22 protein-coding genes are annotated in these 18,652 nt (G+C 70.9%); 12 read left to right on the top strand and 10 right to left on the bottom strand.

Annotation, left to right across the window (positions count from 1 at the left end; genetic code table 11):
- Positions 1-315: 315 nt before the first annotated feature.
- Positions 316-1,491: a hypothetical protein gene (locus tag ACZ61C_RS43380; protein ID WP_465313793.1), complete on the bottom strand. Its 1,176-nt coding sequence runs from the start codon at positions 1,489-1,491 to the stop codon at positions 316-318.
- A gap of 763 nt (positions 1,492-2,254) precedes the next feature.
- The gene (locus tag ACZ61C_RS43385; protein ID WP_465313794.1) at positions 2,255-3,421 is read right to left on the bottom strand and encodes a pyridoxal phosphate-dependent aminotransferase; all 1,167 of its coding nucleotides are present in this window, start codon (positions 3,419-3,421) and stop codon (positions 2,255-2,257) included.
- A 29-nt stretch (positions 3,422-3,450) separates the two neighbouring features.
- On the opposite strand from ACZ61C_RS43385, the gene ACZ61C_RS43390 reads away from it, so the two are divergent.
- Positions 3,451-4,749 carry a DUF445 domain-containing protein gene (locus tag ACZ61C_RS43390; protein WP_465313795.1) on the top strand — a complete coding sequence of 433 codons (1,299 nt, stop codon included), beginning with the start codon at positions 3,451-3,453 and terminating at the stop codon, positions 4,747-4,749.
- A gap of 302 nt (positions 4,750-5,051) precedes the next feature.
- On the opposite strand, the gene ACZ61C_RS43395 is transcribed toward ACZ61C_RS43390, so the two are convergent.
- Positions 5,052-5,513, bottom strand: coding sequence for a CGNR zinc finger domain-containing protein (locus tag ACZ61C_RS43395; protein WP_465313796.1), 462 nt, complete (start codon positions 5,511-5,513; stop codon positions 5,052-5,054).
- A 90-nt stretch (positions 5,514-5,603) separates the two neighbouring features.
- On the opposite strand from ACZ61C_RS43395, the gene ACZ61C_RS43400 reads away from it, so the two are divergent.
- The 3 genes from ACZ61C_RS43400 to ACZ61C_RS43410 are packed head-to-tail and all read left to right on the top strand — an operon-like array spanning position 5,604 to position 6,973.
- A complete protein-coding gene (locus ACZ61C_RS43400) occupies positions 5,604-5,972 on the top strand; it encodes a VOC family protein (RefSeq protein WP_465313797.1) in 369 nt (122 codons plus the stop codon).
- A 25-nt stretch (positions 5,973-5,997) separates the two neighbouring features.
- Positions 5,998-6,360 carry a TFIIB-type zinc ribbon-containing protein gene (locus ACZ61C_RS43405; protein WP_465313798.1) on the top strand — a complete coding sequence of 121 codons (363 nt, stop codon included), beginning with the start codon at positions 5,998-6,000 and terminating at the stop codon, positions 6,358-6,360.
- A 1-nt stretch (position 6,361) separates the two neighbouring features.
- Positions 6,362-6,973, top strand: coding sequence for an AAA family ATPase (locus ACZ61C_RS43410; protein ID WP_465313799.1), 612 nt, complete (start codon positions 6,362-6,364; stop codon positions 6,971-6,973).
- Here ACZ61C_RS43410 and ACZ61C_RS43415 read toward each other — a convergent pair.
- On the bottom strand, positions 6,970-8,118 hold the full coding sequence (locus ACZ61C_RS43415) for a methyltransferase domain-containing protein (RefSeq protein ID WP_465313800.1): 1,149 nt from the start codon (positions 8,116-8,118) through the stop codon (positions 6,970-6,972). The genes ACZ61C_RS43410 and ACZ61C_RS43415 overlap by 4 nt on opposite strands.
- A 148-nt stretch (positions 8,119-8,266) precedes the next feature.
- Here ACZ61C_RS43415 and ACZ61C_RS43420 point away from each other — a divergent pair, with 148 nt between their 5' ends.
- The 6 genes from ACZ61C_RS43420 to ACZ61C_RS43445 all read left to right on the top strand — a co-directional run bounded on the left by ACZ61C_RS43420 (position 8,267) and on the right by ACZ61C_RS43445 (position 12,733).
- Positions 8,267-8,689, top strand: coding sequence for a helix-turn-helix domain-containing protein (locus ACZ61C_RS43420; RefSeq protein ID WP_465313822.1), 423 nt, complete (start codon positions 8,267-8,269; stop codon positions 8,687-8,689).
- Positions 8,686-9,369, top strand: a complete 684-nt coding sequence (locus ACZ61C_RS43425) for a hypothetical protein (protein ID WP_465313801.1) — start codon at positions 8,686-8,688, stop codon at positions 9,367-9,369. Before ACZ61C_RS43420 ends, ACZ61C_RS43425 begins: the two co-directional genes overlap by 4 nt.
- An 83-nt stretch (positions 9,370-9,452) precedes the next feature.
- Positions 9,453-9,752 (top strand): DUF2516 family protein, encoded by a 300-nt coding sequence (locus ACZ61C_RS43430; protein ID WP_465313802.1) that lies wholly within the window; start codon positions 9,453-9,455, stop codon positions 9,750-9,752.
- Positions 9,753-9,765: 13 nt separating this feature from the next.
- Positions 9,766-10,308: a YbaK/EbsC family protein gene (locus tag ACZ61C_RS43435; RefSeq protein WP_465313803.1), complete on the top strand. Its 543-nt coding sequence runs from the start codon at positions 9,766-9,768 to the stop codon at positions 10,306-10,308.
- Positions 10,305-11,312, top strand: coding sequence for an ornithine cyclodeaminase family protein (locus ACZ61C_RS43440; protein ID WP_465313804.1), 1,008 nt, complete (start codon positions 10,305-10,307; stop codon positions 11,310-11,312). Before ACZ61C_RS43435 ends, ACZ61C_RS43440 begins: the two co-directional genes overlap by 4 nt.
- Positions 11,309-12,733, top strand: a complete 1,425-nt coding sequence (locus ACZ61C_RS43445) for an aromatic amino acid lyase (protein ID WP_465313805.1) — start codon at positions 11,309-11,311, stop codon at positions 12,731-12,733. The genes ACZ61C_RS43440 and ACZ61C_RS43445 overlap by 4 nt, the downstream gene beginning before the upstream one ends.
- Here ACZ61C_RS43445 and ACZ61C_RS43450 read toward each other — a convergent pair.
- From ACZ61C_RS43450 to ACZ61C_RS43465, 4 genes are read right to left on the bottom strand one after another with little or no spacing between them, the layout of a single operon-like run.
- On the bottom strand, positions 12,723-12,902 hold the full coding sequence (locus ACZ61C_RS43450) for a DUF397 domain-containing protein (protein WP_465313806.1): 180 nt from the start codon (positions 12,900-12,902) through the stop codon (positions 12,723-12,725). The genes ACZ61C_RS43445 and ACZ61C_RS43450 overlap by 11 nt on opposite strands.
- A gap of 15 nt (positions 12,903-12,917) precedes the next feature.
- The gene (locus ACZ61C_RS43455; protein ID WP_465313807.1) at positions 12,918-13,754 is read right to left on the bottom strand and encodes a helix-turn-helix domain-containing protein; all 837 of its coding nucleotides are present in this window, start codon (positions 13,752-13,754) and stop codon (positions 12,918-12,920) included.
- 38 nt (positions 13,755-13,792) lie between these two features.
- Positions 13,793-14,506, bottom strand: coding sequence for an ABC transporter permease (locus tag ACZ61C_RS43460; protein WP_465313808.1), 714 nt, complete (start codon positions 14,504-14,506; stop codon positions 13,793-13,795).
- Complete coding sequence (locus ACZ61C_RS43465; protein WP_465313809.1) at positions 14,503-15,201, bottom strand: ABC transporter permease; 699 nt, start codon at positions 15,199-15,201, stop codon at positions 14,503-14,505. The genes ACZ61C_RS43460 and ACZ61C_RS43465 overlap by 4 nt, the downstream gene beginning before the upstream one ends.
- Positions 15,202-15,338: 137 nt before the next feature.
- Here ACZ61C_RS43465 and ACZ61C_RS43470 point away from each other — a divergent pair, with 137 nt between their 5' ends.
- Complete coding sequence (locus tag ACZ61C_RS43470; protein ID WP_465313810.1) at positions 15,339-16,262, top strand: ABC transporter substrate-binding protein; 924 nt, start codon at positions 15,339-15,341, stop codon at positions 16,260-16,262.
- A 14-nt stretch (positions 16,263-16,276) separates the two neighbouring features.
- On the opposite strand, the gene ACZ61C_RS43475 is transcribed toward ACZ61C_RS43470, so the two are convergent.
- Together ACZ61C_RS43475 and ACZ61C_RS43480 are read right to left on the bottom strand one after the other, a co-directional pair.
- The gene (locus tag ACZ61C_RS43475; RefSeq protein ID WP_465313811.1) at positions 16,277-17,050 is read right to left on the bottom strand and encodes a class I SAM-dependent methyltransferase; all 774 of its coding nucleotides are present in this window, start codon (positions 17,048-17,050) and stop codon (positions 16,277-16,279) included.
- A gap of 30 nt (positions 17,051-17,080) precedes the next feature.
- Positions 17,081-17,578 carry a MarR family winged helix-turn-helix transcriptional regulator gene (locus ACZ61C_RS43480; RefSeq protein ID WP_465313812.1) on the bottom strand — a complete coding sequence of 166 codons (498 nt, stop codon included), beginning with the start codon at positions 17,576-17,578 and terminating at the stop codon, positions 17,081-17,083.
- 64 nt (positions 17,579-17,642) lie between these two features.
- On the opposite strand from ACZ61C_RS43480, the gene ACZ61C_RS43485 reads away from it, so the two are divergent.
- On the top strand, positions 17,643-18,500 hold the full coding sequence (locus ACZ61C_RS43485; protein WP_465313813.1) for an NAD(P)H-binding protein: 858 nt from the start codon (positions 17,643-17,645) through the stop codon (positions 18,498-18,500).
- Positions 18,501-18,652 lie beyond the last annotated feature (152 nt).

Below are 18,652 nucleotides of genomic sequence, written 5' to 3' on the forward strand. Positions count from 1 at the left end.
GCATCACTCTTCATCTCGGTTATAACCACATCCCGTTCCCCCCCCCCCCCCCTCCCCCCCCCCCCCCCCCCCCCCCCCCCCCCCCCCCCGGGACCGGGATCCGACCCGGCCGGGCGCGGTCGGCCGGTCGGAAAGACTGTGGTTTCGCATGCGTTTCGCCCCTGGGTTACGTCGGACGCGCAAAAGGCGTCACGAGACGTGAAAGAGCCACGGATTGTGCACTGCTGCAGGGGATTCCTCACGCCTCAACGGCGTGGCGGCGCGTCCAGTTGATCTTGTTTTGGACGCAGTTCTCCCCGGCTGCCCGGTACGGGGTCAGTCGGGGGAGGTGGTGGGCAGGGCGGCTTCCCTGCCCGCGCCGTCGACGTCGTGGTCGCGGCTGGCGCCGATCAGCTTCAGCTGGGTGGTGGTGGCGTGGTCGGTGTGGACGGCGAACGGGTGGCGGGCTCCACCGGGGCCGTCGTGACCGGGAGCGGCGGTGGGGGCCGGCGCGCTCGGAGAGCTGGTGCCCCCGGGCAGGCCGGGCGTGGAGTCGCCGCCGCCGTTGCGGGCGTGGACGCCGGAATCGCGCGGCTGCGGCTTTTCCTGCGTCGCCGGGAGGGTGTGCTGCCGCTCGATGAGGTGCACCACCGCGACCCGGCCCGACTGCGGCTCTGAGGTCGGTTCGGTGGCCGCCACCGGCGCGGCGGCGGTGGTCGTGGTCGTGGTGACGGTGGCCGTGGTCACCTCGGTGCCGCCGGTGAGGCCGTCGACCAGGCCCGGCACGATCGCCGTGGCGCCGCCCGAGTTCGAGCCGGTGCCCAGCACCGGGGCCAGGATGTCGTCGAGGGGGAGGATGGCGGGGGCGTCCGGGTGGTCCGCGGGCGGCTGCGTGAGCGGCGCGAGCACGGTGTGGGACAGCGTGGTCGTGACCGCGCCGACGGTGCTGGTGACCGTGTTCAGCGTGCCGCCGACCAGGTTCAGGACCCCGCCGACGAGCCCGCCGAGCAGGCCGCCGCCGGAGGACGTCGCCTTCGTGGCGGGCTTCTCGGTCGCCGGCTCCTCGGCCTGCTGCTTCGCCAGGGACTGCTTTTCGGCCGGCTTTTCGACGGCCGGCGTCTCCTTGGCGGTCTTCGTCTCGTCAGGCTGCTTCGTGGCTTCGTCACCGGTCTCCGGCTGCTGCGCGCACTGGGCGGCGCCGGTTTCGCGGTGGTGGCTCTTGCGGTGCTTGCCGTGCGTGAAGGACTTCGCGGGGGCTTGGTCCACAGTGGAGACTGACGGCGCGCTGGGGCAGCTCGCGGTTTCGGCGGCCGAGGCGGTGCTCCCGGTCAGCGCGCCGGTGAGCAGCCAGCCCGCCAGCGTCAGGCCACCGGCGACCAGGATCTTGGCCGCGGGCCGGTGCAGCGCCGCCGCCCACGGGCGCGGCGCGCGCCCGCGCGCGAAAACGGTTTCACCCTCGGTGAGCGCAGGCTGCGCGGGAGCGCCGCGGCGCGCAATCGCCGTGCTGCTCACCGCCACCACCACCGTCCGCGCCTGAAGCTCTCACATCGTCCGTTCGAGCTTGTTCTTGCTGAGGTCTTTCTCCGGCCAGGTCGCAGTTCCCCCGGGGCTGCACTCTTTCTAGCACCGCTCGGGAGTCTTTCATCTCTCCCGCGTTCGATCCAGCCCGTAAGGCGGAACGTCCCTACCGGGCACGGGAGGTGCGGCCGACAAGTTGATCACTCTCAGTGCCGTTCGGGTGCTCTTCTGCGACCATTCGGACGAGTTCTGCAACTTGCACATTCGGGGGTTGACCTGATGTTTCCGGACTGGTGACAGCGGTGCGTGCCGACTCGTGCGCGCTGGGTGCCGGAGCGGAGTTTCGGCTGGGCGATCGGAAAGTCGTCCGGGATGTGGGACGGCGATTGGGCTGAACGGGTGTGCGCGCTGGCGCCGCCGGTCCCGTGCGGCGTCCACAAGGGACAGCCGGAGCGCCGTTCGGAACCGCTGCGGTCCGTGATCGGGAGCACGGTGATGATCACGGACGGCCGCACGCGCCGCCCGCGTCCGCCAGGTGAGCCCGTGACCCATCGGCCGGCTCGCGCCGCGGCCGGAATTTCCCCACCCGGTCGCGGAGCGTGACAGTGATGCGCGGCGAGCGACGGGCGTGCCGAGCGCTCCGCCGCGGCCGTCGACGGGCCGGCGCGCGCGGCCCCGCGACGCTTCCCCGCACTTGTGACGCGCTACGGCGTTGATCCCCGGCTGTCGAAGCGTCCGCGAAGCCGTAGCGAGATCGTCAGACCAGTTTGCGCAATCGGGTGACGCCCTCGTCGATGACCTCGTTGCGCTTGCAGAACGCAAAACGCAGCAGGTGTTTCCACTCGTCCGGGTGATCGGTGAACACCTTCACGGGCACCGCGGCGACCCCCACCCGGGCGGGCAGCTCCCACGCCAGGTCGGCGGCGTCGGTGAAGCCGAGCGGCCGCACGTCGACGCAGACGAAGTACGTGCCCGCGGTCGGCCGCACGGCGAACCCGGCTTCGGCGAGCCCGGCCGAAAGCCGGTCGCGCTTCTCCTGCAGGCTCGTGCGCAGGCCGTCGACCCAGGGCAGCTCGTGGTCGAGCGCGTGCGCGACGGCCGGCTGCAGCGGCCCGCCGGAGACGAAGGTGATGAACTGCTTCGCCGCCTTCACCGCGGCGACCAGCTCCGGTGTCGAGCAGACCCAGCCGATCTTCCAGCCGGTGCAGTTGAACGTCTTGCCGGCGCTGGAGATGCTCACCGTCCGCGGCCGCATGCCGGGCAGGGTGACCAGCGGGATGTGCTCGTTGTCGTCGAAGACCAGGTGCTCGTAGACCTCGTCGCAGATCGCGATCAGGTCGTGCTCGACGCAGAGCGCGGCGAGCGCTTCGAGCTCGGCGCGGGTGAACACCGTGCCGGTGGGGTTGTGCGGCGAGTTGACCAGGATCGCGCGCGTCCGCGGGGTGATCGCGGCGCGCAGCCCCTCGACGTCGAGCCCGAACCGGCCGTCCGGGCCTTCGACCAGTCCGACAACACGGCGTTCGGCGCCCGCCATCGCGACCGCGGCGGCGTAGGAGTCGTAGTAGGGCTCGATGACGACGACCTCGTCGCCGGGCTCGGTCAGGGCGATCAGCGTCGCGGTGATGGCCTCGGTCGCCCCCGCGGTGACCAGGATCTCCGTGTCCGGGTCGTACTCGGTGCCGTAGCGCAGCCGGTGCCGCGCGATCGCCGCGCGCAGCTCGGGCCGCCCGGGCCCCGGCGGGTACTGGTTGGCCCCGCCGAACAGCGCGTTCTTGGCGGCGTCGAGCATGCCGGCCGGGCCGTCGGTGTCGGGGAAGCCCTGGCCGAGGTTGACGGCGTTGTGCTCGACGGCCAGCGCGGTCATCTCCGCGAAGATGGTCGAGGTGAACGGCCGCAGGCGGGGGACGAGAGCAGGTTCGCGCACGATCAGCGATCCTCGCGGACAATGGTGGTGTGGAGCAACTGACCCCCGCCAAGGTGACCCCGGCCGACCCGCCGGGCGGCGCAGCCGGTGAAGCGGAAAAGCGGCGCGCGCTGCGCAAGATGAAGCTGGTCGCGCTGTCGTTCCTGCTCGGCGCCACCCTCGTGTTCCTGCTGACCAGCTGGGCGCAGTCGGCAGGCTGGCCGGGCTGGGTCGGCTACGTGCGGGCCGCGGCCGAAGCCGGCATGGTCGGCGCGCTGGCGGACTGGTTCGCCGTCACGGCGCTGTTCCGGCACCCGCTCGGCCTGAAGATCCCGCACACGGCGATCATCCCGAACAAGAAAGACGCGCTCGGGACCAGCCTCGGCGAGTTCGTCGGGTCGAACTTCCTCTCCGAGGAGGTCGTGCGCGACAAGCTCAAGCGCGTCGAGATCGCCCGCCGGCTCGGCGGCTGGCTGGCGCAGGAGGAGAACGCCGAGCGCGTGACCTCCGAGCTGGCCACGATGGTCCGGGCCGCGGTCCGCGTGCTCCGCGACGAGGACGTCCAGGCGATCATGGAGCAGGCGGTCGCGCGGCGGATCATCGACAAGCCGTGGGGCCCGCCGCTGGGCAAGATCCTCCAGGGCGTGTTCGCCGACGGCGCGCACCACAAGCTCGTGGACCTCATGTGCGACCAGGCGTACGAGTGGGTGCGCGACAACCACACGACGATGCTGCGCGTGGTGTCCGACCGCGCGCCGAGCTGGTCGCCGAAGTTCGTCGACGAGATGCTCGCGGACAAGGTCTACGGCGAGGTGCTGTCGTTCGCGTGGGCGGTCAAGACCGACGTCAACCACCCGATGCGGCTGGCGCTGGACAAGTTCCTCGGCGAGTTCGCCCAGGACCTGCAGACCAACCCGGACGTGATGGCCCGCGCCGAGCAGGTCAAGGGCCAGATCGTGCACCACGAGGAGGTCCAGCGCCTGATCGGCTCGGCGTGGAGCACGGCCAAGGAGATGCTCCTGACGGCGGCCGAGGACCCGTCGAGCGAGCTGCGCCGGCGCGTGCGGCTCGGTCTGATGTCGCTGGGTGCGCGCCTGGTGTCCGACGACCAGCTCCGCGCGAAGGCCGACGGCTGGGTCGAGGGCGCGGCGGCGTACCTGGTGAAGAACTACTCGGGCGAGATCACCACGATCATCACCGACACGGTCGAGCGCTGGGACGCCGAGGAGACGTCCCGCAAGATCGAGCTCCAGGTGGGCCGCGACCTGCAGTTCATCCGGATCAACGGCACGGTGGTCGGCGCGCTGGCCGGGCTGGTCATCTACGCCGTGGCGGAGCTGCTGTTCTGAGGGACGAGTCGTATACCACACCTGGGGGACCCTCAACCCAGTTGTCCACAGGAAGCTGAGTTATCCCCCGGGTTATCCACAGCTTTTCACGGTGATGGCCTAATGACTGTCCACAACGTGTGGGGGTGGGGACTCCCGGGGCGTGGATATGTGGTGCCGGTGGGCCGAGTTGTCCACAGGTGATCGAGCGTCCACCGCTCGGATGAGACCGAGCTTTCCCTGGGAAAGATGCGTCCGGAGGGGGCTGGGGCGGAGCTTTCCCTGGGAAAGATGCGTGTCCGCCGCTCGGCTGGACCCGCGGGTCAGCCGGCGGCGGCGCGGGCTCGCCAGCCGCGGGCCTTCTCGCGGTTGCCGCACACCCGCATCGAGCACCACGTGCGTGAGCGGTTGCGGGACTCGTCGTAGAACGCCCAGAGGCACGTGTCCGCGGGGCAGATCTTCAGCCGGATCCAGTCGCCGCGGACCACGAGCCGGGCGCAGGCCGCGAACACCGCTCCGACCACGTCCTCCGCGACCAGGGCCGGGCCGTCGTCGGTGAGGGAGATGCGGGTGCCGACGTCGAGGCTGCCGCCGGGCAGGCGCGGGTCGCCGGTCGCGGCGCGCAGGGCGTCGCGCGCCGCGCGGGCTTCGGGGGCCGGATTGGCCTTGAGGCCGTGCGCGGCCGCCCACCCCCGCCACCGTCCGGGATCTTCGAGCAGGTCAGTGCCCTCTTCGACGTTGACCGTGTTGAGGAACTCCACGACGAGGGTGGCGTCGGTGTGCACGTGTCGAGTGTACGGCGGACGGTGGTTGCCCCCGGACCCGCTAACCCACATAATCGGTTCGCTGGTTACTCGCGAGCGAAGGGAGCGACGATGAGCGCGGTACCGACACTGGGTGTGGTGGCCCTGGACTGCCCCGACCCCGTGGCCCTGGCCGGGTTCTACCGGGCGGTGCTGGAGTGGGACGCGCCCGACGTCTCGGAGGACGGCCACTGGGTCACGCTGGCCAACCCCGCGGGCGGCGCGGGCATCGCGTTCCAGCGTGTCGACGACTACCGGCCCCCGGCGTGGCCGTCGGCGGAGAACCCGCAGCAGATGCACCTCGACCTGACCGTCACGGACCTGGAAGCGGCGCACGAGCGCGTCCTCGGCCTCGGCGCGAAACTGCTGGACGACGCGCCGAAGACGTTCCGCGTCTACGCCGATCCAGTGGGGCACCCGTTCTGCCTGTGCGCCTGCTGAGCCGTTTGTGCGTAGGCTCTGATGTGTGATTTGTCCGAAGTGTCAGAACCAGATGCGGACTGTGGACAAGAACGGCGTCCACATCGACCAGTGCGAAGGCTGCCGCGGGATCTTCCTGGACCGCGGTGAGCTGGAAGCCATCGCCGGTGCGGAGAGCTCGTTCTACGGGCACCAGCCTCCGCCGTACCAGGGCGGCCCGGCGCACTACGGCCGGTCCGACTCGCCACGCCCGTACCGCGGCGGCTACCCGGACTCGCCGAAGGGCTACCGGGGCGGCGGTTACGCGGACTCGCCCAAGGGGTACCGCGGCGGCGGGTACTCGGATTCCCCGCGGCCGTACGGGCACGGCCACCGCAAGCGCGGCTTCCTCGAGAACCTCTTCGACTGAGGTGGGTCTCGACCTGCGGATCTGCCCGTCGTGCGGCGACCGGGCGGACCGCCCGGTCGTCTCCGGCGAGACGCTCGAGTGCGCCCGCTGCGGGCACCGGTGGCCGTTCCGGAGGCTGCCGCTGTTCGCACTGACCGGCCCGAGCGGCGCCGGCAAGTCGACGCTTGGGCCACTGCTCGCCGCGCGCTTCGCGGGCGACGTCGTCGTGCTGGAGCAGGACGTCCTCTGGACGGGCGCCCTGCGCGACGACGTCGAGGCGTTCCGCGCGGTCTGGCTCCGGATGGCGGCGATGCTGCACCAGAACGGCCGCCCGGTCGTGCTGTGCGGGACGGTCGCGCCCCCGGAGTTCGAGCCGCTGCCGGAGCGCGCGTTCTTCAGCGACGTCCACTACCTCGCGCTGGTCGCGAACCCGGAGGCGCTGGCCCGCCGGCTGCGGGCGCGGCCGGCCTGGCGCGAGTGGGACGAGCCCCGCATCGAGGAGATGCTGGAGTTCAACGACTGGCTGCAGAAGTCGGCCGCGGAGCTGGGCGTCGACCTCTTCGACACCACGGAGGCTTCGGCGGAGGCGACGGCCGGCTTCGTGGAGACGTGGATCCGCGCGAGGTTGCCCTAGCCGAGCGGCCAGGCGCGGCCGTCCGGTGTGTCGAGCCAGAACTGCTGCCGCTCCCCGGTTACCGTCACGCCGAAGCGGTCGCGTTCCGGCTTGCCCAGCTCGCACCACTCGACATAAGCCGCTTCCGCGAGCTCCCACAGCGCGCGCGGGCCGCCCTGGGCCACCTCGTCCGCGCCCGCGCGCTTGCGGTGGCGGACCCACGAGCCGTCCTCGTGGACCAGCGCGACGCTCGGCGCGTCGTCGTCCGTGCTGTCGCGGACCGGGCGGACGCCCGGCAGCGCCAGCCCGGCGAAGAACTCGAACTGCTTGCGGGGCTGCAGCACCGTCGACATCGCCAGCCGCGTCTGCTCCCAGTCGCCGCGCGAGGGCATCGGGAGCGGCTCGGCGTCCGGCAGCCGGTGCGCGCGAAGCGGCATGAAGCGGCCGTCGCGCGCGAGGACGTGGCCGAGGCCGGTGCCGTCCTCGCCCGCGACGAGCCGGACGAGCCCCGCGCCGATCGGCCGGTGCAGCGTCGTGACGATCAGGCCGCCCGGCGTCGTCTGCGCCAGCCAGGCCGGTGGGATCGAAGACACCGCGGCCGTGCACAGCACCCGGTCGAAGAGCGTGCCGGCCGGGAAGCCTTCGGCGCCGTCGCCTTCGGCGCACGCCGGGTGGTAGCCCGCCTCGGCCAGCCGCGCGCGGGCCTCGCCGACGATCACCGGGTCGATGTCCACTGTGGACACCCGGCCGGCGCCGCAGCGGTGGCTCAGCAGGGCGGCGTTGTAGCCGGTGCCGGTGCCGATCTCGAGCACGCGGTGGCCGTCCCGCACCCGCAGCTCCTCGAGCATGATCGCCATGATCGAGGGCATGCTCGACGAGCTCGTCGGCGTGCCCGCGACCGGGCCGTCTCGCCGGGCGAGCTCCCAGCGGTCCGGGTCGTCGTCGAGCTGCGTCACGAGGACGTCGCGCGAGTAGACGGTCTCCAGCCAGTCCGGGTCGCCGCGGTCGACCGCGGCCCACAGCCCGCCCGCCGGCACGAAGAACCGCGGCAGGAAGACGTGGCGGGGCACGGCGCGGAACGCGGCGACCCATTCCGGGGCGTGCAGGACGTCCTCGTCGAGCAGGTGCTCGACGAGGCGCCGCCGCAGCCGGGCCGAGCGCGTCATGTCCTTACGTTAGCGGGTGAGGACCGTCACGCCCGATAGTTGCAAGCAGAGTGCTTGCAATAGCTAGCACTCGGGCGTACCGTCGGAATGGTCGCGAGGAGGTGACCGGATGACGGAGACCGGTGGGACGCCAGGATCCGGCAGTCCCATGGAGAAGGTCGCGGACATCGCTTCCGACATCGGCGAGTACATCCGCCAGCAGCGCAACACCGCGAAGATCTCGTTGCGCCAGCTGTCGAAGCTCGCCGGCGTGTCCAACCCGTACCTGAGCCAGATCGAGCGCGGGGTCCGCAAGCCCAGCGCCGAGATCCTGCAGCAGATCGCCAAGGGACTGCGCATTTCGGCCGAAGCGCTGTATGTGCAGGCCGGGATCCTCGACCTGCCGACGGGCGGGCCGGTGGGCGACGCGATCCGCGCCGACGCCGAGCTGACCGAACGGCAGAAGCAGGTCCTGCTCGACGTCTTTGAGTCCTTCCGCCGGGAGAACGCCGCGGCACGGCCGGCCGCCGGATCCCCCGCCACGGACACCCCAGACAGCACACCAGCCGCAGACACCAAGGAGTCACCATGACCACCCCCAAGACCGAAGACGTCAAGAAGGCCGTCAACACCGCCCTCGACCAGGTCCGCACCCCGCTGCTCGCCGCGCTCGGCGCCGGGAACCTGGCCGGCCAGGCCGTCACCGACGCCGTGGCGAAGGCCCGCGAGAACGTGACCAAGGGCAGCGAGACCGCCCGCAAGAACCTGCAGGAGCTGCCGACCGACGTCGAGAGCCTCCGCGAGAAGCTGGACCCGGCCGAGCTGCGCAAGGTCATCGACGAGTACACCGAGGCCGCGCTCAAGCTGTACAACAAGCTGGCCGAGTCGGGCGAGCAGGCGTGGGACAAGTTCTCCGCCCAGCCGCAGGTCAAGAAGGCCATCGAGCAGCTCGAGGAGGCCGTCGCCACCGCGCAGGGCCAGGTCGAGGGCGTCACCACCGAGGTCCGCGAGCGCGTCGACGGCGTGCTCGGCACCTTCACCAAGCGCACCCGCTCGGTCGGCGAGAAGACCGCCCGCAAGGTGACCGAGGTCGCCGGCGACGCCGCCGAGGCCATCGAGGACCTGGGTGACGACGTCGCCCACGAGACCCGCTCCGCGAGCCGCAAGGTCGCGAACAAGACGGCCCCGAAGACGGCCACCCCGGCCCGCCGCACGACGACGACCGCCACGGCCGCCGTCAAGAAGCCGGCCGCGCCGAAGACCGACAAGTAAAAACGCCGTGAAGACCCCGGCCCCGCCTCCGACCCCGGTGGCGGGGCCGGGGTCGTTCGGGTGGTTTGCCGTAAGCTGTCGCTGTGCTGGTTGCCATCTGGATCATCGAAGTCATCCACTGGGGCAGCGCGCTGGTCGGGCTCTTCGCCTTTGTGCACGCGCTGCTCCAGCGCGCCGACGCCTACTCCGCCGCGGACCGCAAGACCAAGCCGGTCTGGATGCTGATCACCGGTGGCGCCACCCTCGCGATGGTGCTGTTCTACCTGGATCCCAACAGTCCGGGCATGATCTTCTGGGTGCCCGCGGCCGCGGCTTCCCTGGTCTACCTGGTGGACGTCCGTCCCAAGCTGATCGAGGTCCAGCGCGGCGGCTCCAACTGGTAGCTAGGGTGACGAGGTGACCTGGACGATTGCCGGGAGCCTCACGGTTGTTCCCGCCCCCACGCGTACTGACCTGCTCGCCGAGCCCGTCGCCAAGGCGCTGGCCGCGCTCGCCGAACCGGACGCCCTCGGCGTCGCGGAGATCGACCCGGCCCTCGCCGACACCGCCGCCTTCTGCGAGACCTACGGCTCACCGCTCGAGGCGTCGGCGAACTGCGTCGTCGTCGCCGGCAAGCGTTCGGGTGAAGTCCGCTTCGCGGCCGCGCTGGTGCTCGCGACGACCCGCGCCGACGTCAACGGCGTGATCAAGCGCCGCCTCGACGTCCGCAAGGCGTCGTTCGCCCCGATGGACGAAGCCGTCTCCCTGACCGGCATGGAGTACGGCGGCATCACGCCCGTCGGCCTGCCCGCCGACTGGCCGATCCTGGTCGACCAGCGGGTCGCGGACGCGCCGGAGCTCGTCATCGGCAGCGGGATCCGCGGCAGCAAGCTGCTGATCTCCGGCGCCGCACTGGCCGCGCTGCCCGGGGCCGAGGTCATCGAGGACCTCGCCAAGTGACGTCCGTCTGGCTCCGGTACCTGACCGGTGCCGACATCGACTCGCTCGGCATCACCGACGCGGACATCGTCGGCGCGGTCGAGGACGTGCTCGCCGACCACGGCCGCGGCCAGGTCGTCTTCGAGCCGCGTACGCACCTCGTGCCGGACAACGGCGGCAAGGGTCACTTCAACATCCTTCGCGGCCACCTGTCCTCGAAGCAGGTCAGTGGTGTGAAGGTCGTCGGTGACTTCGTGGGGAACTTCGAACGGGGCCTCCCTTCCGAAATGGCGTTGATCCTGCTGCTGGACCCGGACACGGGCATGCCGCGGGCGATCGTCGACGGCACGATGATCACCGAGGCCCGCACCGGCGCGATGACCGCCGTCGGCGCGAAGTACCTGGCGCGCCCGGACTCCCGGGTGCTCGGGCACATCGGCGCCCGCGGCACCGCCTGGTGGAACGTCGTCCTCCTCGACTCGTTGTTCGACTTCGCCGAGATCCGCGTGACCAGCAAGCGCCCGGAGTCCCGTGAGGACTTCGGCCGCCGGCTCTCCGAACGGCTCGGCAAGGCCGTCCGCGTCTGCGCCACGGCCGAGGAAACCCTCGACGGCGCGGACATCCAGGTGGAGGCCTCCAGGCTGGTCGAGCCCGAGGCACTCGTGCGTCGCGAGTTCCTCCGGCCCGGCACCTTCCTGGTGCCCTACGGCACGATCAGCGCACTGGAGCTCACGCTGCTCGAAGACATCGACAAGGTTGTCGTCGACGACTGGCGCGAATCCCGGTCCGGCAACCCGCGGTTCGGCGCCCTGCGCCCCCAGCTCAACGCCGGCCTCCTCACCGCGGACGGGGTCCACGCCGAGATCGGCGACGTCGTAGCCGGGAAGAAGCCGGGCCGCGAGCGCGACGCCGAGCGGATCCTGTTCTGGCACCGCGGACTGTCCACAACGGACGTCGCGGTGGCGGACCTGATCCTCACCCGCGCCGAGGCTTCCGGCGTCGGCACCATGCTGCCGTACCGATGATCACCGACGGAAGCGAGTTCGCCGACAGTGAACGGTTGGTTCTGGACAAACCGCTGGTAGAAGCCCTGCGGCGGCGCCGGGACGAGCTGTTGACGGCGCTGGAAAAGCGTGCCGAGCCGATCTACGGCGTCACCACGGGCATGGGCCGGCTGGCAGGGGTCGCGCTCGACGCGCGGCAGCAGGCCGAGCACCAGCGCAACCTGCTGGTCGGCCGGGCCGTCGGCGGGCCGCCGTGGCTCCCGCCCGAGGACGTCCGGGCGCTGCTTCTCGTGCGGCTGCGGGACTTCCTGCAGCCGTGGTCGGGCGTGAGCCCGGAGCTGGTGCAGTTCCTCGTCGACCGCCTCAACGACGGCTTCACCCCGGCGGTCCCGCGCGGCGGCCTCGGCAGTTCGGGCGAGATCATCCCGCTGTCGCACGCTTTCCAGACGTTCCTCGGCATCGGCACCGTGCTCGAAGACGGCGTCGAGACCCCCGCGGCGGACGCTCTCGCCCGCCGCGGCACGGAGCCGTATGTGTTGGGGCCCAAGGAAGGCGCTTCGCTGCTTCAGGGTTCTCCGCTGGCGGTTACGCATGCGCAGCGCGGCCAGGCCGAAGCACGGCAGCTCATCCAGCTGCAGACGCTCACCGAGGCGATGGCGATCGACGTCCTCGGCGCGCCGCGCGAGGTGTTTTCGCCGGTCATGGCGGGCGGCGACGACCACCTGCGGCGCCTGCTGACGGCCCTGACCGGGATGGTGGGCGCGGGCCCGGTGCGCGCCGGGGTTGTGCAGGCGCCGCTGTCGGTGCGGGTCGCGCCGCGGGCGCTGGCGCACGCGTCCCGCGTCAACGACGAACTGGCCGAGGCCCGGCGGCGCTGGGGGACGATGCCGGGGGACTCACCGTCGTTCGTCGACGGGGACTTCCTCCCGGGGACGGCCTACCACGCCGTGGACCTGGGCCTGCGGATGGACGCGGTGACGGCGGCCCTCGTGCACCTCGGCGAGCTCTCGGTGCAGCGGACGCACCGCCTGCTCGACGAGCGCTTCAGCGGGCTTCCGGCGCAGCTCACGACCGACCCGGGCCCGCGCGCGGGACTGGTGCCGCTGCACAAGCGGGCGGCGGGGGAGCTGCACGCGTTGCGCCGGCTCGCGGCGCCCGCGACGCTCGGTTCGATCGACACTTCGGCCGGTCAGGAGGACGTGCAAGCGTTTGCGTGGGCGGCGGGCGAGGAGCTCCGGGCGGCCGCGACGCACCTCTTCGCGATCACGGCGTGCGAGCTGGTCACGGCGTCGCAGGCGCGGTACCTGGCCGCGGACGGCGTTCCGGGGTTGGGCGCGGCGTACGAGTGGGTGCGGTCGGTGGTGCCGCCGGTGGAGGAGGACCGGCCGCTGGGGCCGGAGGTCGAACGGCTGGCTGCCGCGTGCCGCTCGTTCAGCGGGTGACTTCCCCGATGTGGCGCCAGGTTTCGGGCGACACTGTCAGCGTGCCGGACGCCGGGGCCTTCGAGTCGCGGACCACAACCGTTTCGGCGGCGAAGGCGACTTCGACGCAGTCGCCCTGCTGGCCTTCGCCGGTGCTGTGACTGCTTCTGCGCCAGCAGAGGTCGGACACGTTGGTCGCCTCCAGTCAGATTTCGGCGATCACCTGCCGGATCAACCGGATCGAGTCCGGTTCGTCGTATGCGAGATCGGCGAGATGACGGAAAACCAGCCTAGCAGCGTTCACATCCTTGGTTTTCTCGAACTGGAGCGAGCCGAAACCGTGCTCGACGTAGGCGATATCCGGCTCCTGGAGGCGCGAGTAGCTGAGGATGCTGAAACTGCCGTTCCGCCCGGAATGGATGCCATGGTTGTTCGGCACGACCTGCACCGTGACGTTGGGCAGCTCCGCGCGCTTGGTGATGTGCTCGAGCTGCGCGCACTGCTCGTCCGGGAGCAGATCGGGGCGGCGCAGGACGGACTCGTCGATGATGGCGTGGAACCTGAGCGGCTCATCGTCGGTGAGCCGGGTCTGGCGGCGCAGGCGGACCGTGATCTCGTTCTCCAGCCTGCGACCGGACATCGGATCCCGCGCACCGGCGAACGCGGCGCGCATCCCCGCCTCGGTCTGAAGCAGCCCGGGAACCAGGCCGAGCTGGTAGGTGCGAACCTCGTCGGCGTCGGCTTCCAAAGCGACATAACCCAGGTCATTCAGGCCGTAGGCGTGCCACCAGCCCTTCTCCCAGGCACGGTCGTACTGGCTGACCCACTCGTCGTAGTCCGACACGATCACGCCGTAGCGGTCGAGCAAGCCCAGGAAACCGTTGTAGTCCGGCAGGTGGCCCAGCTCGATGCGGCTCATCTTGTTCTTGTTGAACCGCATCGGCTCGCCGGCCTCGACCTGGGTGAGACCCGCGTCTTCGCGTAGGCGGCGAAGCTTGTTGGCGAGCAGGCGCTTGCGCGCGTTCGGCTTGTTACGCTCCACACACGGATCGTAAGGTGTGACTGCGCAGGGTGAGATTCCTACGACTCACGCCGGGCGTTCTGCAGCGCCAGACCTCGGGGTGTGGCCAAACGGGTGATGAGCGCGAACGCGCCGTCGCACAGCAGGGCCAGGATCACCGCTGCCAGGCCGCCCGCGAAGATCTCGCCGTAACCCTGGGCGCCCAGCGCGAAACCGTCGACGATGTAGCGGCCGAGGCCGCCGCCGTCGTTGACGATCGCGCCGATGGCGACCGTCGCGATCAGCTGGAGGAACGACACGCGCGCGCCGGCCAGGATCACCGGGGACGCCAGCGGCAGCTCGAGCCGGAGCATGATCTGCCCCTCGCGGTGACCCGTTCCGCGCGCGGCGTCGACCGTCTCCTGTTCCAGGGACACGACACCGGCGTAGGTGTTCGTGAACAGCGGCGGCATCGCCAGCGCGACGAGCGCCAACAGCAACGGCCAGAACGTCGTGTCCAGCTCCCAGCGGCTGGCCAGGAACCAGAACAGGATGATCAGGCCGAAGCTCGGGATCGCGCGGCCGATGTTCACCGCGCTGCTCGCGAGGAACGCGCCACGGCGGTAGTGGGCCAGCCAGAGCGCCGCGGGGATCGTCAGGACGGCCGCGATCACCAGCGCCAGCAGCGAAAACCGGAGGTGCTCGACCGTGCGGTACGGGATGCCGGCCTTGTCCGTCCAGCTCCAGCGGTTGGGGTCCGCGAGCCACGCGTTCAGCTGGTCGAAGAAGCTCATCGTCCCCGCACCTTCCGGGTCCAGGGCGCCAGCAGGCGCTCGCTGAGCCAGAGCAAGAGGTCCACGACCACCGCGAGCACCACTGACAGCACGACGCCGACGATGATCTCCGTCGGGTTGGGCGTGGCTGTCTGGATGCCCGCGCGGATGAAGTACCCGAGGCCGCCGAGGCCGAGCATCGACGTCACCGTGACCAGGCCGATCGTCGTCACGGCGGCGACGCGCAGCCCGGCGATCACCACCGGCAGCGCCAGCGGCAGCTCGATCTGCCACAGCAGCTTGCCGCGCGTGTAGCCCATGCCGATCGCGGCTTCGCGGACCTCGTTGGGCACCTGGTCGACGCCGGTGACGATGTTGCGCACGAGGATGAGCAGCGTGTACGTCGCGAGGGGGATGACCGCCGAGACGAACGTCAGGCCGAAGAACGGGACCAGCACGGCGAACGCGCCCAGGCTCGGGATCACGTACAGGCCGCCGGCCGTGCTCAGGATGAAGCCGTACGACCAGCGGAACCGCAGGGACAGCAGCGCCAGCCCGACCGAGACGACCAGGCCGATGCCGAGCGCGGCGGCGGTCAGCGAGACGTGCTCGCCGAGGCGCTGGACGATGTCGTCGGCGTTCCGGTCCACCCATCTCCACTGGAAGATCGGGGGTCCGCTGTCGGCGGCCAGCGGGGTCACCGCGGTCACATGCACCGGCCGACCCTACCCCGTTCGGGCGGTTGAATTCCGCAGGTTGGGAATCTGGGACGTCTTCTCCCAATATATGGGCGCTTGTCGGTGGGCGGCGCTAGGGTCCTTTCGTCTGTTCGAGTGATGAGGGAGTGGGGATCGTGCGCTGGTTCCGGAACGCGTCCGTGGTGGCGGTGGCCGTCGCGGCCACACTCGGCTTGGCCGCCTGTGGTGGTGGCAGCGACAGCGGTGACAAGCCCGCCGCGCAGGGCAAGGGCGGGGCGCCGATCGTCGTCGCGTCCTTCAACTTCACCGACAGCCAGATCCTCGCCGAGATCTATGCGCAGGCGCTGGAGGCCAAGGGCTACCCGGTGACGAAGAAGCTGAACCTGGGCTCGCGAGAGCTGATCTACCCGTCCCTGAAGTCCGGCGAGCTGCAGTTCGTCCCGGAGTACCAGGGCGCGGCGATCACCACCGGCTTCGGCAAGGACGCCGGCAAGACCGCGCAGGAGGAGCACGACCAGCTGGCCAAGCTGTTCGAGCCCAGCGGCGTCGGCCTGCTGAACTTCGCGCCGGCGGAGGACAAGAACACCTACATCGTCAAGTCCGACCTGGCGAAGGAAAAGGGGATCGCGTCGATCAGCGACCTCAAGAAGCTCGACAAGGTCGTCATGGCGGGCCCGCCGGAGTGCGAGAAGCGGCTGCCGTGCTTCCTGGGCTTCAAGGACGTCTACAAGCTGACGAACGCGACCTTCCAGACGATCCAGGAGGCCGGGCCGCGGGTCGAGCAGCTCAAGTCGGGCGCGGTGACGGTGATCCCGGTCGACTCGGTCAGCCCGCTGACCGGCGACTCGAACTACACCGTGCTGAAGGACGACCTGAACATCGTGCCGACGGAGAACGTCGTGCCGGCGGTGAACAAGAAGGTGCTGGACGAGCGGGGTGCGGACTTCGCGACGGCCGTCAACGCGGTGAGCGCGAAGCTGACGACCGATGTCATGCGGGATCTCAACAAGCGTGTCGATTCCGATGGTGAGAAGGCTGAAGACGTCGCGAAGGACTGGCTGTCGCAGGCGGGTCTCTGAGAACTTCGGCCGCGCTAAGCCGTTCCGCGGACCACCCAGGCGCGGGCCGACAGCGGGATCGACCCGTCCGGGTTGGTCGGCAGGCGGCTGCGCAGGAGTTCACGGATCTGGTCCCGGCGGGCCTCGGGGAGTGTCGCGAGGTACGCCGGGGCCGGGCCCTGGGCGCCGAGGAACGGCCGCCAGTAGTCGTCGAAGCCGGTGAACACCGTCGGGATCTTGATCTCGCCGACCGAGACGTCCTCGAAGCCCGCCTCCGTCCACAAGCGACCTAGCGGCTCCGGGCGGCAGAGCGTGAACCGGCGGCCTTCGTCCAGGTCGGCGACCTTCGCCGGGTCGAGCTCGGCCGCGGCCTCCCAGAAGTGCCGGATCAGCTCCATGCCCTCGGCGAGGTCCCAGACGTACGCCGCGGCCAGGCCGCGCGTCACCCGCGCGATCTCCGCGGCCGCGCGCGCCGGGTCGGGCACGAAGTTCAGGACCAGGCCGGACACCACGACGTCGAAGTGGCCGTCCGGGAACGGGAGCTCCCGGGCGTCCGCGAGGGTGAACGACGCGCGCGGATCGGTGACGTTCGCGCGAGCCGTCTTCAGGAACCCCTCGGACGGGTCGGCTCCGGTGACCTCCGCGGGGTCGCCCGCTTCGAGCACCGCCGACGTCAGCGCGCCGGTGCCGCAGCCGACGTCCAGCCAGCGCCGGCTCGCCGGGGCGGCCAGCTGCCGCACGAACACCGGTGCGATCCGGCGGCTCCACCGCCCGATGTAGGCCTCGTACGCGTCGCCCGACTGCCACATGCCACGGAGTACAGCACAAAAAACCGCTGGTCAGCTGTTGGCCAGATCACCCGTCGCGACGTGACCCGCCGACGTCGCGCGGCGCAGGAAGTCGGCGATCAGCTCCAGCTCGGGCTCGCTGTACTCCTCGAAGATCTCGTCCAGCGCGGCGTTCATGCCCGCGTACAGCCGGAACAGCTCGGCGTTGCGGCCCCGGACCGCGCGCACGGCGATCGCGCGCCGGTCGGCCGCCTCCGGGTCGCGCTCCCGGACGATCCAGCCGCCCTTCTGGAGGCGGTCGAGGATGCCGGTCATCGTCGCGGGGTGCAGCCCGGCCCGCCGGGCGACGGCGCTCGGGCTCATCGGGCCGAGCCGGGAGATCACCTCGAGGCAGTCGAGGTCGACGTCCTTGAGCGTTAAGCGCGTGCTGACGTGGTGGTTCAGCAGCGAAAGCTGGTTTCGCAGATCGCGCAGCGCCTCCTTGACCGACGCGGCCGTCCGCCTCCGACGGCGGGCGTCCTCCCCATCGACACCCGATACGGAACTCATATGATATGCTCCTCGTATCATCTGGACTTCAGGCATCAGGGTAACGCGGGGGAAGGGTTTCACCATGATCGTGCTCACCGGGGCGACCGGGCTGGTCGGCCGCCTGCTGGCCAGTGAACTCAAGGGGCACGGCGTCCGCGCCGTCACCCGCTCACCGCAGGACGCGGCCCTGCCCGCCGACGTCGAGGTCGTCGAGGGAGATCCGCAGCGGCCGGAGACGCTCGACACGGCTTTGCGCGGCGCGGACGCGCTGTTCCTGCACTCGCGCGCGGTGGGAGATGCCGCGTACGACGTCGTCGCACGGGCGCGGGAGCTCGGTGTCCGCCGGGTGGTCGCGCTGGCGGCGGCGAACGTCGCCGACCGGCTCGACGCGCAGCCGTCGCGGTTCCGCGGCGACCGCAACAAGGAGGTCGACGACGCGGCGGCGACGAGCGGTCTCGAGTGGGTCAGCCTGCGGCCCAGCTCGTTCGCACTGAACGCCCTCACGGCGTGGGGCGGCCAGATCCACGCGGGTGACGACGTCCGGTACGTCTACGCCGGCTTCGAGGAGTCGCCGCTGCACGAAGCGGACCTCGTCGAGGTCTTGGCGCGAGCGCTCGTCGACGACGACCTGCTCGGCCGGCGCATCGACCTCACCGGCCCGGAGTCGTTGTCCCACGCGGAAATGGTGCGGCAGCTCGGGGTCGCGCTCGGCCGGCCGTTGCGGTTCCACGAGACCCCGGCCGAGGCGGCGGCGCAAGGCATGCTGGCCAACGGGTTGCCGGAGCCGTTCATCACCGCGATGATGGCGCGCTACGTCGCGCACCTCGCGCAGCCACAGTTCCCGCCGACCCTGGAGGTGGAGAAGATCCTGGCCCGCCCGGCGCGCACGTTCGCCGAGTGGGCGGCCGACCATGCAGCGGACTTCGGGGCGCGACAATGAAGCTCACGCTCTTCGCAGCGTCCGGCCGAACTGGCGCGCACGTGCTCGGCCAGGCCCTCGCGGCTGGCTTTGGGGGTGTGTTGGTCGGCTGGGCTTTGGCTGCTGGCTTTGGGGTGCGTGGATGAAGCTGACGCTTTTCGCGGCGTCCGGCG

The sequence above is a fragment of the Amycolatopsis sp. NPDC104587 genome (assembly GCF_055583645.1).